The organism is Solidesulfovibrio sp., assembly GCF_029978005.1.
GTDB lineage: Bacteria > Desulfobacterota > Desulfovibrionia > Desulfovibrionales > Desulfovibrionaceae > Solidesulfovibrio.
Map to the genome: position 1 here is coordinate 1 of NZ_JARKOZ010000053.1, position 13,854 is coordinate 13,854.

The following is a 13,854-nucleotide window of genomic DNA, read 5'->3' on the forward strand; positions in this document are numbered from 1 at the left end:
AATTTCGCCTGCCGAGCCTGCCGCCTCAGCGGCGGCATCGGCAGGCGAAATTCCGCCCCCATCATCCGTCCGCTACGCGACCGGCCTCCCGGTGACCGCAGCCAACTCCGCCCGCCTACGCCGCCGAGGGGGTCCGGGGGGCATCATGCCCCCCGGTGGGGTTCGGGGCAAAGCCCCGATGCGTCCATCCAGGGCGACGCCATGGCCGAAAACGGCTAGCGCCTCCGCCAGGGCGGGGCTAGCATGTCCGGCATGTTGCTGCATCCCGACGAATGCTACAGGGCGTGGGCGGCCAGGGACACCCGGTTCGACGGCCGGTTCTACACCGGCGTGACGTCGACGGGCATCTACTGTCGCCCCGTCTGCACGGCCAGGTTGCCGAGGCCCGAGCATTGCAGGTTTTTTCCCAGCGCGGCGGCGGCCGAGGCGGCGGGGTTCCGGCCGTGTCTGCTTTGCCGTCCCGAGCGCGCGCCGGGGTTGTCGCCGGTGGAGGCGGGAGCGCGTCTGGCCGACGCGGCCGCCGTGCTGATCGCCGAAGGGGCTCTGGAGGACGGCGGCCTTGCGGCGCTTGGCGAACGGCTCGGGGTGAGCGCGCGGCACTTGCGGCGCGTGTTCCGGGAGCGCTACGGGGTCGCGCCCGTGGCCTACGCCCAGACCCGGCGCTTGCTTCTGGCCAAGGCCTTGCTGACGGACACGGCCATGTCCGTGACGGACGTGGCGTACGCCAGCGGTTTTTCCAGCCTGCGGCGATTCAACGCGCTTTTCGCCAGCCGGTATCGCCTTTCGCCTTCGGCCCTGCGCCGGGAGCGGGGGGAAACGGCGACGTCGCCGGATGTGGCGGTCCTGGAGCTGGGATTTCGGCCGCCGTATGATTGGCAGGGCCTGCTCGGCTTTCTCGGCCCCCGGGCCGTGGCCGGCGTCGAGACGACGGAGGCGGGCTGGTATCGCCGCACGTTGCGACTGCGCCGCAGGGACCGGGCGCACGACGGCTGGCTGGCGGCGACCACGGCGGAGGGGAAAAACGCGCTTCGCCTCGAAGTTGCGGCCGGCCTGCTGCCTGTGCTGCCCATGGTGCTGGCCCGGGCGTCGCATCTTTTCGACCTGGGTTGCGATCCCGAGGCCGTGGCCAAGGGGCTTGGGGAACTGGCGTCCGGCCACGAGGGAGTACGCCTGCCCGGCGCGGCGGACGGCTTCGAGACGGCGGTGCGGGCCATACTCGGCCAGCAGGTGACGGTCGCGGCCGCGCGCACCCTGGCCGGGCGTTTCGCGGCCGCTTTCGGCGAGCCCGTGGCCACGCCCCACGACGGGCTGACGACGCTTTTTCCCGAGCCGGCGACCGTGGCGGAGCTCAGCCAGGACGCCGTGGCTTCCCTTGGCGTCATCGCCTCCCGGGCCCGGGCCATCATCGCTTTGGCCAGGGCCGTACGCGACGGCGGGTTGGTCCTCGCCCCCACGGCCGACCTCGGGGCGAGCCTCGACGCCCTGCGGGCCCTGCCGGGCGTGGGCGAATGGACGACCCAGTACGTGGCCATGCGCGTGCTCGGCTGGCCGGACGCCTTTCCCCATTCGGACGGGGGCGTGAAAAAGGCCCTCGCCGAGAACGACCCGCGCCGCATCCTCGACCTGGCCGAGGCCTGGCGGCCGTGGCGGGCCTATGCCGTCATGCACCTGTGGCGGACGCTCCATGGAGGAGACGCATGATGACGCACCTTCGGTATGAAAGCGCCTTCGGCCCGATGCTGCTCGCGGCCGAGGACGGCGGGATGCTCGGGGCCTGGTTCACGGGCCAGAAACATTTTCCCTGGAAACTGGCTTTCCCCGACGCCGCGCCGCCCGACGCTGTGCTGGCGGAAGCGGCGCGCCAGCTCGACGCCTATGCCGCCGGGCAGCGCCGGACCTTCGCCCTTCCGCTTGCGCCCCGTGGCACGCCCTGGCAGCGGGCGGTCTGGCAGGCCCTGCTCGCGATTCCGTACGGCGAGACCGTCTCCTACGGCGAACTGGCGGCGCGCCTGGGTCGACCGGGCAGCGCCAGGGCCGTGGGCGCGGCCGTGGGGCGCAATCCCCTTTCGATCATCGTTCCCTGCCACCGGGTCGTGGGCGCAAGCGGCGGGCTGACCGGCTACGCCGGGGGCCTGGACCGCAAACGCGCCCTGCTGGCGCTGGAAAAGGCCCTGCCGCCGCGCGCCGGCTGACCGGGCCTCCCCGGGTCTCGGCCGTGCAATGCGCGGCAGGCATCTTCCCCGGACAACATGCGCAGGCGTTGCGCTTTTCTGAAAAATACGAGCGCGCTTTTACGCGACGCCGCGCGAGCGGCCGCTTTACGCCAGGACGCGGCCGCGATAGCTTGCCATGATGGACATGCTCGGCGACGCTTGGCAACTTTTGCTGCGGCTCGATCTCGTGCTGGACCGGCTGACGGACGGGCTGGGGACCTGGACCTACGCGGTCATCTTCCTGGTGGTGTTCGTGGAGACGGGATTCGTGGTGACGGGCTTTCTGCCGAGCGGCACGCTGCTGTTCGCGGCGGCGGCCCTGGCGGCCCGGGGGACCCTGTCCTTCTGGCCGCTTTTTCTGGGCGGCACGGCGGCGGCCTTTCTCGGCGACCAGCTCAACTACGCCTGGGGCCGCTGGCTGCGCCGGCCGCTGGGTTCCCGGCGGCTGCCGCGGGCGCTCAAAAGCGAACAGATCGAAGCGGCGCGCCGGGCCTTCGACAAATACGGCCCCATGACCATCGTCCTGGCGCGCTACGTGCCCATGCTGCGTTCCGTGGTTCCCCTGGCGGCGGGGCTGGCCGGCATGCCCGGGCGGCGCTTCGCCTTCTACAATTTCTGCGGCAAGGTTCCCTGGACGCTGCTCTACGTCTGCGGCGGCTACTACCTGGGGCGCATCCCCTGGTTCGCCAAGCATTTCACAGCCGTGCTGCTGACGGCGGCGCTCTTTCCTTTTGTCATCGCCGGCGTCCGGGCCCTGGCGGCCGCCCTCGCCTCGCGGCGCGACAACGATCAGCCGCGGTGAAAGAGGCCGAAGCGGGCGATCCACCAGAAGGCGGCCAGGCCGTCACGCCAGCCGATCTTTTTGCCTTCCTCATAGGTGCGGCCGTAATAGGATACCGGCACCTCGTAGATGCGCGCCCGCAGCCGAGCCACCTTGGCCGTCAGTTCCGGCTCCACGCCGAAGCGGTCGCTCTGGATGCGGATCTTGCGCAGGATCTCCGTGCGAAAGACCTTGTAGCAGACTTCCATGTCGGAAAGGTTGATGTCGTTGAGCATGTTGGAAAGCAGCGTCAGGGTCTTATTGGCCACGGAGTGCCAGAAGTAGAGCACCCTATGCGGCCCGCCCAAAAAGCGCGAGCCGAAGACCACGTCGGCCTTGCCCGCGTAGATGGGGGCGAGCAGGACCGGGTAGTCGTCGGGATCGTATTCCAGGTCCGCGTCCTGGACGAGCACCACGTCGCCCATGGCGGCGGCGAAGCCGGTGCGAAGCGCCGCGCCCTTGCCCTGGTTTTGCTCGTGCAGCAGCACGCGGATGCGGTCCGTGCCGTCCAGCCCCTGCAAATAGGACCGGCTGCCGTCGGTGGAAGCGTCGTCCACCAGCACCACTTCCCAGGTTTCCGGCCGGGCCAGCACCTTGGCCAGCACCGTCGGCAGGGTCTGCATTTCGTTGTAGACGGGGATGACGACGCTGACGCGAAGCGTCGGATCGGACGGCGTGACGTGCATGCGGAGACTCCGGTTCTTCAGGCTTGTTCGAGGCCGAGCGCCTCGAAATAACAGGCGCGGCAACGGGTTTCAATGGCGCACAGGTCGGCCAGGGCGTCGCGGAAATCGTGGCGGCCCATGGTGAACACGCCATGGCCGAGCACCACCACGCCGCGCCGCCCGGCCAGGGCCGGGGGCATGGTGTGGACCAGGCCGCGCGGGCCACAGCCCACCTCGCCCGGCACGATGGGTATGTCGTCCACGAAGCGGGAACGGTCGCAGTCCACGTGGCAGGAATCGCGCCTGGGGCAGAAATCGCTGTCGGCGCAGTCCATGGACATGATGACCGCGAACTTGGGGTGGCCGTGGAGAATGGCCCGGCGCGGGTCCCGGGCGATGAGGGCGGCGTGGGCCGAGAGTTCGCTCGAGGCGGTGAGCCCGGCGCAGGACGAGCCATCGAGCGGGCACAGGTCGATGGCCCCTTCCAGGGCGTCCAGGGCGCTTCCGGTCTGGCTTATGGCCAGCACGCCGTCCAGATTGCAGGAAATGTTGCCGAAAACGGAATCGACCAGTCCCAGGTCCACGGTGGCCCGGCCGGCCTGGGTCATGGCGGCAAGGGCCGTGCCGCTGTCGGGAAACGGCCCCTCGGCCAGGGGCGGCACGGCCGCGGGCGCGGGCGGCAGGGCGCGCACGGCGGCCTCGAAGGCGGCCAGGCGGGCGGCGTCCGGGGAGCCGGCGCGGTGGGCGGCCAGATGGTCGGCGAAAAATTTGACGAACCCGGCAAAGGCCACGGAGGAGACGGTGACGAAGGCCTGCTCGGGCGAGAGCGCGCCGTGGGCCAGGATGCCGAAGCCCGGCAGGTAGGCTCCCTTGCGCCGGGACAGGGCGGCGGCGGCGGCCTCGGGCCGGGGAGCCTCCACCACGGGGATGTCGTGGAAGAAGGTGCGCGTCTCGCAGTCCCGGGGCCGGATGGCCGGGGCCTCGCGGGCGGCCAGGTATTCGAGGACGGCGCGGTAGGGCTCGGCCGGGGGGACGAGCATGAGGCAGGCCACGCCCAGACGCGCGGCCGTCTCGGCCAGGAAGGCGTTGAGGGGAAAGTCCTGCCGGGAAAAGCTCGCCCCCTCGTCCAGGCAGACGATGGCCGCCTGCCCCGGGGCGCACAGCCCCGCCCGGGCCAGGCGCTCGGCGAAACGCCCGGTCAGGGCGTCCACCGGAGCCGGCGCGGCGGCCGGCGCGACGACGGCGGCCCCCTCCCCGCGCAGGCGGCGGTACTTGTCCCGGGCGGCCAGAAAGGCCCGGCGATCCAGCGGCGGCACGACGATGCCGTCGCCGGCCGTGCCCGGGTGGGCGAAGAAGCATTCCGGCAGGTCGTCGGCCGATGCGTCCAGGCCCTGGAGCCTCTGTTGCGCCCGCTCGCGGCGCACCGCCCCCTCGCCCAAGGCGGCCAGGTCGCCGGCCGAGACGGCCTCGCCCGTGACGGCGCAAAGGGCCAGCGCCCATTCCTCCAGGGTCACGGCCAGGGAAAGGAAGGCACAGCCGCCAAGGCTCTGGGCGGCGGCCAGGGCGTTTTCGCCGAGCGCCACGGCCCGGGCCTTGCCCTCGAAAGTGAAACGGTCCGTGGCCACGGGCTTTCGCAGCAGTTCGTGGGCCAGACAGCCGCCGCGCCAGGGATCGGGGCCGCCCGTCCCCACGGCCAGGGACAGGGACAGGCCGCAAGCCCCGCGCGGATCGAAGGCCGGAAGCGGCACGCCCTTGACGGCCAGACGCAAGCAGGCCTCGATCTCCCGGCCCAAGGCGTCGCCGGCGGCCAGGGCGGCAAGCCCTTCGCGCACCAGGGCGGCGTCCGGGGCGATGGCCCGGCCCGTGCCCCAGGCGGCGAGGCAGGCGGCCGCACCGGCCGGGTCCAGGCCCTGGTCCAGGCAGAACCAGCGAGCCTCCACGGCAAGTTTCGGATCGGCCAGCCCCAGCAGGGCCGTGAAATGGGAGAGCGCGTCCGCGTCGGGCAAGAGCCGCCCGGCCGCGTCCAGCCGGCGGCAGGGCACGGGGCAGCCCGGGCAGGAAACGCCGCGGACGCCCTGGCCTTTGCCGAGGGCCGGGGCGTTGACCAGGGCCGTGGCCGGGAAAAAGGTGGCCCGGAAATCGTTGGTCGGCTGCATGCGCCGGCCGTGGGTCAGGTCGACCAGGGCGGCCGTGCCGTGACTGCCGAAGCCGCAGGGGCCGGCCAGGGCCGGCGAGGCGGCGATGAGGCGGTCCATGGCGGCCCGGGCCCGCGCGAGGCCCTCGGGGTCGGCGACGGCCACGCCGCCCGTGCCGAAAACGGCCACGTAAACGAGGTTTTTCGCGGCCAGGGCCAATCCTGCCCCGGTCGGTCCGGCGTCGTGCCAGCGGTCGGCCACGACCGTGGCCAGACCCGCGCCGGCCCGGGCGGCCGGCCCGCAGACCAGGGCCGCGTCAAAGGAAGACAGGGCGTCGAAAAGGGCCGGGACGGGCAGTTCGGCCAATTCCCCGGCCGGGACCAGGCGGGCCTCGCCGTCTTCCAGGCACAGGCCGACGGGCTCCGGGGCGCGTCCGGTAACGACCACGGCCGCGAGGCCGGCCCGGGCCAGGGCGTGGCCCAGGCCGCCGCCCAGGGAGGCGACGGCCGGGCCGCCCGTGCGCGGCGAGAAAAAGGCCAGGGAGAGGTGGCCGCAGCCCGGCAGGTCGCAACCGGCAAGGGCCCCGGCCGCCAGGCACAGCGGCGCGCCGGGGTCGTCCCAGGCAAGGCGCGCCGGCGCGTCGCAAAGGGCCGTGGCCAGGGCCCGGCCGCCGCGCTGGCGCGAAAGGAGCAGCGGCGGGGCGGCCTCGCGGCGCACGGCGGCGGCGGCGAGATCGACGCGCAAAACGGCGGGAACGGGGCGTGGGGGCATGGGGCTCCTTGTCGCGTCGGGCAAGGTGCGGAAGTAGCAGATGCGCCAAAACGAGGCAACGCGCCGCGCCGGCCTAAACCTCGGCGCGTTTCGGCCGATGAGACGGACATGCAGATCGGTTCCCTCGGACAATCCACCGACGCGCTCGCGACGCTTCTGCCCCAAGCCCAGGCCGACGGCCACGGGCTCAAGCTCGGCCGCTACTCCCAGGCCGACGACACAACCACCGCCGCCCCCTCGCTCAACCTCTCGAGCAGCACCTCGGACGTGTTCGCCGCCGACATCCTGGAAAAGCTCCAGGCGGCCCAGACGGCCAGCAACGCCGGGGCCCTGGCCGCCGGCGGCGCGGCCGGGGACCTCCAGCAGTCCTTGGCGGAAACCATCGACTACGTGCGCGAAAAGCACGGCGACGCCGCCGCCACGGCGGTCATGGGCATCATCGTCAAGGGCGTGGGCGACGGCTCGGGCGGCGAGGACGCCCTGGGCAATGCGCTCGTCTCCTCGCTCAAATTCATCGACCGCAACTTCGGCGTCTCCTCGGGCGACGCGGCCATCGCCAAGTTCAACGGCGCGCTCAACGACGCGGTCAACGGCTACTTCCAGAACGGCCACGACGAGCTGTTCTACGCCTCGGACGGCACGGGCGGCGCGACGAGCGACATCCAGAACACCCTGTCCGCGACCATCGCCGACGTGGCCGACAAGTTCGGCAAGGACACGGCCGAGGCCGTGTCCGACCTCATGACGCAAAGCCTCCAGGAAACCGGGGTCAACCGCCAGGGGCTCGGCATGGCCCTGGACGCGGCCGACGCCTATCTCACGGACCAGTACGGCGCGTCGGCCGGATTGGGCCAGGCGCTCCTGGCCAGCGACGCCCCCCTCCTGCCCAAAGGCTCCCTCGTGAACGTGACGGCCTAGCCCGCCGCCGCCTCTGCCGGAACCCGGCCGCAGAGAATGCGCGAACCGTTGGGGCCGGTAAAATCGAGCCGCTTCACCTCGCGTACTCCGGCCTCTTCGAGCATCTCCCGTATCTCGCCCTCGGCGTAGGCCTGGCCGCGCGGCGTGCCGAGCAGCATGTTGAGCGAAAAAAGCGTGGCGAAAAGCGGCCCGTCCCTGGCGTCGTCGAGCATGAATTCGTGCACGAAGACGAGCCCGCCCGGGACCACCGAGGCCACGGCCTTGGCGATGACGGTACGGCAGCCGGCCGGGTCCTCGGCATGGAGGATCTGGGACAGCCAGGCCACGTCGTAGCCGGCGGGCATGGGGTCGCGCAGGTAGTCGCCGGCGTGGAAGTCCACCCGGTCCGCCACGCCAAGGCGCGCCGCCTTGGCCCGGGCGTATTCCCGGCTGCCCGGCAGGTCGAAGACCGTGGCCGTAAGCTCGGGGTTGGCCAGGCAGAAATGGGAGGCGTAGGTGCCCGGCCCGCCGCCCACGTCCAGGAAGCGCCGCCGGCCGGCCAGGTCGACCGTGGCCGCCAGCCCGGGCGCGATGGCCGTGGCGATGCCGTCCATGGCCAGGAGGAAATCCTCCCTGGCCCCGGGATCGCCGTGGTCGGTCATGTGCTCGCCAAGCGGCCGCCCCGTGCGCACGGCCTCGGGCAGCCGGGCCCAGGAACCCATGATGCGGTGGTGATGGCGCAGGACATGGGCCACGCAGCGCGGCGATTCCCGGTCGAGAAACGCCCGGGCGCAGGGTGTGGGAACGCAGCGCCCGGCCTCCCGGGTCAGCAGGCCCATGGCGGCCAGGGCGTCGAGGAGCATGGCCAGGGCCCTGGCGTCGCAGCCGAGGCGCGCCGTCAGTTCGGCCGCGTCCAGGGGCTCGCGGCAAAGAGGGGTGAACACGTCGAGCATGGCCGCCGCCTGCAGGGCGCAGCCCTGCCAGTAGGAGCCGGAAATCTCGAGCAGCCGTCCGGGACCGTCGGTCGCGTCCATGGGGTCCTCCCGCCGGCCGAGCCGCCCCGCAGGGAGGGGGCGAATGCGGCCGCGCTTTCAGGGTTTCATGGCACGTCCGGCGACGCCGGGCAAGATGGGGGAAATCGCGTCGCGTCCGCGCGCCTAGGCGGCCGCTCCCGCCGCTTCGGGCTGGGGCAGGGCCAGGGTGACGGTGGTGGCGTCGGCCGCGTCGGAGGTCTCCATGCGGGCGAAGCCGCCGTGGGCCTCGACGATCAGGCGGGTGGAATAGGCGCCAAGGCCCGTGCCGCCGGGTTTGCCCGCGGTGGCGAACTTCTCGAAGAACCGGGAGCGTATTTCCGGCGGCACCACGCCCCGGTTGGCCACCACGACCAGGGTCGGGTCGCCCGGGCGCAGGTCCACGGTCACCGTCGCGCCCTCGGGCGAGGCCTCCAGGGCGTTTTTGAGGCAGTTGGCCAGCATGGTGTAGAAAAGGAGCTTTTCCGCGCGAAGCGCGACCGGGCTCGTTCCGTCGTCGGGCCGGCCGTCCACGGCGAGGTGCAGGGCGTTGCGCTTGTAGCCGGCCAAGGTGGCCAGCTCCACGAAGAGCCGCCGCACCACCGCCGCCGCGTCCATGGATTCGGGCCGCAGCACGTAAGTCCCCCGCTCCATCTTGAACAGATCCAGGGACAGGTTGATCATGGACAGCATCTTGAAGCCGTTTTCCTCCACGAGCCGCAGGAACATGGCCTGCCGGTCGGACAGCCCCCCCTCCTCGATGATCAATGGCGGCAGGCCGATGATGCCGGTCAGCGGGGCCTTGAGGTCGTGGCGCATGATCTGGTCCACGTCCTCGCGCAGCTTGGCCGCCTCGGTGAGTGCCTCGTTCTGGCGGGCCAGGGATTCCCGGGCCCGGCGCAGCTCCAGGTGGTTTTTCACCCGGGCCCGGACCACGGCCCGGCTGACCGGCTTGACGATGTAGTCCACCGCGCCGAGGGAAAGGCCCAGGGCCTCGTCCTCGGGGGCGAAGCAGGCGGTGACGAAGATGACGGGAATTTCGGCCAGGGCCGGGTCGGCCTTGAGCCGGCGGCAGACCTCGTAGCCGTCCATGTCCGGCATGATCACGTCGAGAAGGATGATGTCGGGGCGCAGCCGCTCGGCCAGGGTCAGGGCGTCCGCGCCGCTCGTGGCCACGTGCAGGTCGTGACCCTCGCGCAAAAAATCCACCAACACCCTGATGTTGGCCGGCACATCGTCCACCACGAGCACGGACGGCCGGCTGGAATCTTCGGTCATGCTTTCTTGTCGGAGTTCCAGTCCAGCTCGAACTCCCGCTGGATGGCCTCGACGCTCTCGAAATCCTGGAGGAAGACGTCGAGGATGCCCGGGTCGAAATGGCTGCCCCAGCCGGCCCTCATGATCTCCAGGGATTTCTCGTTGGAAAAGGCTTCCTTGTAGGGCCGCTTGCTGGTGAGGGCGTCGAAGACGTCGGCCACGGCGCAGATGCGGCCGTAAAGCGGGATGTCCTCGCCGCGAAGCCCCCGGGGATAGCCTGAGCCGTCCCATTTCTCGTGGTGCGACATGGCGATGATCTCGCCCACGCGCAGCAACTCGAAATTCGATTCGCCAAGGATCCTGGCCCCGTAGATGGTATGCTTTTGCATCACTTCCCATTCGTCCGGGGTGAGCTTGGCGGGCTTTAACAGGATGCTGTCCGGGATGCCGATCTTGCCGATGTCGTGCATGGGGCTGGCCTGCAGCACCAGGTCCACCTCGGCTTCCGGCAGGCCGAGCTTGTAGGCCAGAAGCGCGCAGTAGCGGCTCATGCGCTGGATATGGTCGGCGGTTTCCTCGTCCTTGAATTCCGCCGCCGCGGCCAGCCGGTGGATGGTCTCCAGGTGGGCGGCCAGGATGGTGCGCTGGGATTCCTTGACGTTTTCCAGGGCCATCTTGAGGGCCGAGGTGCGCACGGCCACCATCTCCTCGAGTTCGGCCTGGTACCGCTTCACCTCGTCCTGGGACTCCTTCATCTTGAGCAGCGAGCCCATGCGCACCCGCAGCTCCGTGAGGTCGATGGGCTTGGAGATGAAGTCGTTGGCCCCGGCCTCCACGGCCTTGAGCCGGTCCTGCTTGCTGGTCAGCGCCGTGACCATGATGATGGGCACGTCGGAGACGCCCGGCATCCCGCGGATGCTGCGGGCCACGGTGAAACCGTCGGTTTCGGGCATCATGACGTCGAGCAGCACCAGGTCGATGCTCTCGTCGAGCAGTCCGCGCGCCTCGGCGAAGGATTCGGTCAAGACCGGCTCATGTCCGAGGTTGCGCAGCAACCCGCCGATCACCCGCAGGTTGATGCGCTCGTCGTCGATGGCCAGAATACGTTTGGGCCTGTCCAAATTCCACCAGCCTTGGCAGCGGTTGTCCGTTCGTCGTCGCGCGTCGCGCGTCGCGCCCTTCAGAATACGATAGTAGGATAACGGTTCCCCGGGGGTCAAGTCGCCCCGGCGATCGCCCGGGGGCTTGAATTCCGCGGGGGAACCTGGGATGTGATAACACGGATTTTCCGCAACGCCAGCCACACCGCAACGAAAAGGTTCCGCATGCCCGATGCACCGCCCCCGTCCGTGCCGTCCCCCCACGCCCTGCCCGCTCCGGAAGTCCTCGCCGTCCTTGGCGTCGATCCCGAGCGCGGGCTCTCCCCGGCCGAAGCCAAGGACCGTCAGGGCCGTTTCGGCAAAAACGCCCTGACCCTGCCGTCCGGCCCCGGCCCCCTGCGCCGCCTGGCCGCCCAGTTCCTCCAGCCCCTGGTGGTCATCCTGCTCGCAGCCGCCGCGGCCTCGTTTCTCCTGGGGCACGCCCTGGATGCGGGCGTGATCTGCGCCGTGGTCGCGGTCAACGCGGCGCTCGGCTACTCCCAGGAAGCCAAGGCCGTCTCGGCCCTGGCCGCCCTGTCCCGGACCATGGTGGCCACGGCCGAGGTCCTGCGCGGCGGGGAGTTCGCCGTCGTCGCGGCCGAGGAGCTCGTGCCCGGGGACGTGGTGCGGCTGCGGGCCGGGGACAAGGTCCCGGCGGACCTGCGCCTGACCTTCGCCCAGTCGCTTCGCGCCGACGAATCGGCCCTGACCGGCGAATCCGCGCCCGCGGACAAGGCCGTCGCGCCCGTGGCCGCCGACGCGCCCCTGGCCGAGCGGACCTGCCTGGCCTTCGCCGCCACCGTAGTCGCCCAGGGGCTCGGCGCCGGCGTCGTGGTCGCCACCGGCGCGCGGGCCGAGATCGGGCGCATCGCCGCGCTGACGGCCGGGGCGGACGTGCTGGCCACGCCGCTGACCCGGGCCATCGCCCGGTTCTCCTCGGCGCTGCTCGTGGCCATCCTCGTCCTGGCCGGCGTCTGTTTCGCCGTGGGAGTGGCTCGCGGCCAGCCGCCGCAAGCCATGTTCATGGCCGCCGTGGCCCTGGCCGTGGGGGCCATCCCCGAAGGCCTGCCCGCCGCGGTCACCGTCATCCTGGCCATGGGCGTCTCGCGCATGGCGGCGCGAAAGGCCGTCATCCGCCGCCTGCCGGCCGTGGAGACCCTGGGCTCGACCACGATCGTGTGCTCGGACAAGACCGGCACCCTGACGCAAAACCGCATGACCGTGACGGAACTCGCCCCCGTCGGGAAGCGCTTCCGCCTGGAGGGCGAGGCCTTCGTCGCCGAGGGCGGCCCGGCCCCGGACGCCGGGGCGCGGCAGGCCCTCACCGGGCTGCTTCTCGGCGCGGCGCTTTGCAACGACGCCTTCCCCGCCGACGGCGGCGAGGCGTTCGCCGGCGACCCCACCGAGGCGGCCCTGCTCGTGGCCGCCGGCCGGGCCGGCCTCGACGTCGGCGCGGCCCGGGCCGCCCATCCCCGGCTGGCCGAGGAGCCCTTCGATTCCGAGCGCATGTTCATGGCCACCCTCCACGCCCTGCCGGACGATCCGGGCCGGGTGCTCTACCTCAAGGGCGCGACCGAGGCGGTGCTGGCCCGCTGCGGCGATGCCGGGGCACTTCCCCTGGACGCGCCGGCCGTGCGCCGCGCCGCCGAGGTCATGGCCGGGCGGGGCCTTCGCGTCCTGGCCGTGGCCGAACGGCGGCTTCCCGCCGGGACCGAAGCCCTTGGCGAGGGCCTGCTCGCATCCGGGCTCACGTTCCTGGGCCTGGCCGCCATGATCGACCCGCCGCGCCCCGCGGCCGTGGCCGCCGTGGCCGCCTGCCGCCGGGCCGGGGTCATGGTCAAGATGATCACCGGCGACCACGTCGCCACGGCCGCGGCCATCGCGGAAAACCTCGGCCTTGGCGACGGGGGCGTGGTCGCGGCCATGACCGGGGCGGACATCGACGCCGCGCCGGACGCATCCCTGCCGGAGCTGGCCGCCCGGACCCAGGTCTTCGCCCGGGTCTCGCCCGAGCAGAAGCTGCGCCTCGTGCGGGCTCTCCAGTCGCTGGGGCACGTGACGGCCATGACCGGCGACGGCGTCAACGACGCGCCCGCCCTCAGGCAGGCCGACATCGGCGTGGCCATGGGCCGGGGCGGGACCGAGGCGGCCAAGGAGGCGGCAGACATGGTGCTGGCCGACGACAACTTCGCCACCATCGCCGCCGCCGTGGAGGAAGGGCGCGGCGTGTTCGACAACCTGGTCAAGTTCCTGGTCTGGACCCTGCCCACCAACCTGGGCGAGGGGCTGGTGGTCCTTTGCGCCGTGCTCTTCGCCGTGCCCCTGCCCATCTCGCCCGGGCAGATCCTCTGGATCAACATGACCACGGCCGGCAGCCTCGGCCTCATGCTGGCCTTCGAGCCCCGCGAGCCCGGCATCATGGAACGCGCCCCCCGCGACCCGCGCCGGCCCGTCCTCGGCCTGGCCCTGGTCCGACGGGTGGCGCTCATGGGCCTGCTGCTGCTGGGGGCCTCCTTCGGGCTCTACGAATGGGAGCTGGCCGCAGGCGGCGACGAGGCCATGGCCCGCACCACGGCCGTCAACGTCTTCGTGGCCATGGGCGCGACCTATCTCCTGAGCTGCCGCTCCCTGACCCGGCCGGCCCTGTCCCTGCCGCTTGCCGGCAATCCCTACGTCCTTTGGGGCATGGCCGGGGCGCTCGCCCTGCAACTGGCCTTCACCTACGCCCCGCCCCTTCGCGACGTGTTCGACGCGGCCGCCATCGGCCCCTTGTCCTGGCTGCGCGTCGCCGGCGCGGCCGTGGCCGGCTTTGTCGTCATGGAAGCGGAAAAGATGCTTTTCCGACGCGCCTGACGCGCCGGGACTGTTGCTTGGCCGGCACGCATCATGCTAGGCAGGTTTCTCAGGGGAGGACGTTGCCTTACCGGAAACGTCGTGTCGGGCTTTT

Annotated in this window: 10 protein-coding genes; 5 read left to right on the top strand and 5 right to left on the bottom strand. The window is 71.6% G+C overall.

The features are described 5' to 3' along the window. Positions 1-243 precede the first annotated feature (243 nt). From alkA to Q1K70_RS06160, 3 genes are all read left to right on the top strand, one after another. On the top strand, positions 244-1,701 hold the full coding sequence (alkA, locus tag Q1K70_RS06150; RefSeq protein ID WP_300156937.1) for a DNA-3-methyladenine glycosylase 2: 1,458 nt from the start codon (positions 244-246) through the stop codon (positions 1,699-1,701). After that, positions 1,698-2,192: a methylated-DNA--[protein]-cysteine S-methyltransferase gene (locus Q1K70_RS06155; RefSeq protein WP_300156939.1), complete on the top strand. Its 495-nt coding sequence runs from the start codon at positions 1,698-1,700 to the stop codon at positions 2,190-2,192. The genes alkA and Q1K70_RS06155 overlap by 4 nt, the downstream gene beginning before the upstream one ends. Positions 2,193-2,349: 157 nt before the next feature. Then, entirely contained in the window at positions 2,350-3,015 is a 666-nt protein-coding gene (locus tag Q1K70_RS06160) for a DedA family protein (protein WP_300156941.1), read from the top strand. Here the strand turns inward: Q1K70_RS06160 and Q1K70_RS06165 are convergent. Further along, positions 3,003-3,719 carry a glycosyltransferase family 2 protein gene (locus Q1K70_RS06165; protein WP_300156943.1) on the bottom strand — a complete coding sequence of 239 codons (717 nt, stop codon included), beginning with the start codon at positions 3,717-3,719 and terminating at the stop codon, positions 3,003-3,005. The genes Q1K70_RS06160 and Q1K70_RS06165 overlap by 13 nt on opposite strands. A gap of 17 nt (positions 3,720-3,736) precedes the next feature. Next, complete coding sequence (locus Q1K70_RS06170; RefSeq protein ID WP_300156945.1) at positions 3,737-6,604, bottom strand: aldehyde ferredoxin oxidoreductase C-terminal domain-containing protein; 2,868 nt, start codon at positions 6,602-6,604, stop codon at positions 3,737-3,739. A gap of 108 nt (positions 6,605-6,712) precedes the next feature. On the opposite strand from Q1K70_RS06170, the gene Q1K70_RS06175 reads away from it, so the two are divergent. Beyond that, positions 6,713-7,522 carry a hypothetical protein gene (locus tag Q1K70_RS06175; protein ID WP_300156947.1) on the top strand — a complete coding sequence of 270 codons (810 nt, stop codon included), beginning with the start codon at positions 6,713-6,715 and terminating at the stop codon, positions 7,520-7,522. Here the strand turns inward: Q1K70_RS06175 and Q1K70_RS06180 are convergent. From Q1K70_RS06180 to Q1K70_RS06190, 3 genes are all read right to left on the bottom strand, one after another. Further along, positions 7,519-8,535 (bottom strand): methyltransferase, encoded by a 1,017-nt coding sequence (locus Q1K70_RS06180; RefSeq protein WP_300156949.1) that lies wholly within the window; start codon positions 8,533-8,535, stop codon positions 7,519-7,521. The two genes, Q1K70_RS06175 and Q1K70_RS06180, sit on opposite strands and share 4 nt — an antisense overlap. A 123-nt stretch (positions 8,536-8,658) precedes the next feature. Next, positions 8,659-9,789 carry a hybrid sensor histidine kinase/response regulator gene (locus Q1K70_RS06185; RefSeq protein ID WP_300156951.1) on the bottom strand — a complete coding sequence of 377 codons (1,131 nt, stop codon included), beginning with the start codon at positions 9,787-9,789 and terminating at the stop codon, positions 8,659-8,661. Further along, the gene (locus Q1K70_RS06190) at positions 9,786-10,889 is read right to left on the bottom strand and encodes an HD domain-containing phosphohydrolase (protein ID WP_300156953.1); all 1,104 of its coding nucleotides are present in this window, start codon (positions 10,887-10,889) and stop codon (positions 9,786-9,788) included. Before Q1K70_RS06190 ends, Q1K70_RS06185 begins: the two co-directional genes overlap by 4 nt. A gap of 204 nt (positions 10,890-11,093) precedes the next feature. On the opposite strand from Q1K70_RS06190, the gene Q1K70_RS06195 reads away from it, so the two are divergent. Further along, positions 11,094-13,760: an HAD-IC family P-type ATPase gene (locus tag Q1K70_RS06195; RefSeq protein WP_300156955.1), complete on the top strand. Its 2,667-nt coding sequence runs from the start codon at positions 11,094-11,096 to the stop codon at positions 13,758-13,760. The last annotated feature ends 94 nt before the right edge of the window (positions 13,761-13,854 follow it).

Excerpts from the sequence above, each read along its gene's own strand:
- alkA (WP_300156937.1), top strand. The coding sequence starts at position 244 with ATGTCCGGCATGTTGCTGCATCCCGACGAATGCTACAGGGCGTGGGCG.
- Q1K70_RS06155 (WP_300156939.1), top strand. The coding sequence starts at position 1,698 with ATGATGACGCACCTTCGGTATGAAAGCGCCTTCGGCCCGATGCTGCTC.
- Q1K70_RS06160 (WP_300156941.1), top strand. The coding sequence starts at position 2,350 with ATGATGGACATGCTCGGCGACGCTTGGCAACTTTTGCTGCGGCTCGAT.
- Q1K70_RS06165 (WP_300156943.1), bottom strand. The coding sequence starts at position 3,719 with ATGCACGTCACGCCGTCCGATCCGACGCTTCGCGTCAGCGTCGTCATC.
- Q1K70_RS06170 (WP_300156945.1), bottom strand. The coding sequence starts at position 6,604 with ATGCCCCCACGCCCCGTTCCCGCCGTTTTGCGCGTCGATCTCGCCGCC.
- Q1K70_RS06175 (WP_300156947.1), top strand. The coding sequence starts at position 6,713 with ATGCAGATCGGTTCCCTCGGACAATCCACCGACGCGCTCGCGACGCTT.
- Q1K70_RS06180 (WP_300156949.1), bottom strand. The coding sequence starts at position 8,535 with ATGGACGCGACCGACGGTCCCGGACGGCTGCTCGAGATTTCCGGCTCC.
- Q1K70_RS06185 (WP_300156951.1), bottom strand. The coding sequence starts at position 9,789 with ATGACCGAAGATTCCAGCCGGCCGTCCGTGCTCGTGGTGGACGATGTG.
- Q1K70_RS06195 (WP_300156955.1), top strand. The coding sequence starts at position 11,094 with ATGCCCGATGCACCGCCCCCGTCCGTGCCGTCCCCCCACGCCCTGCCC.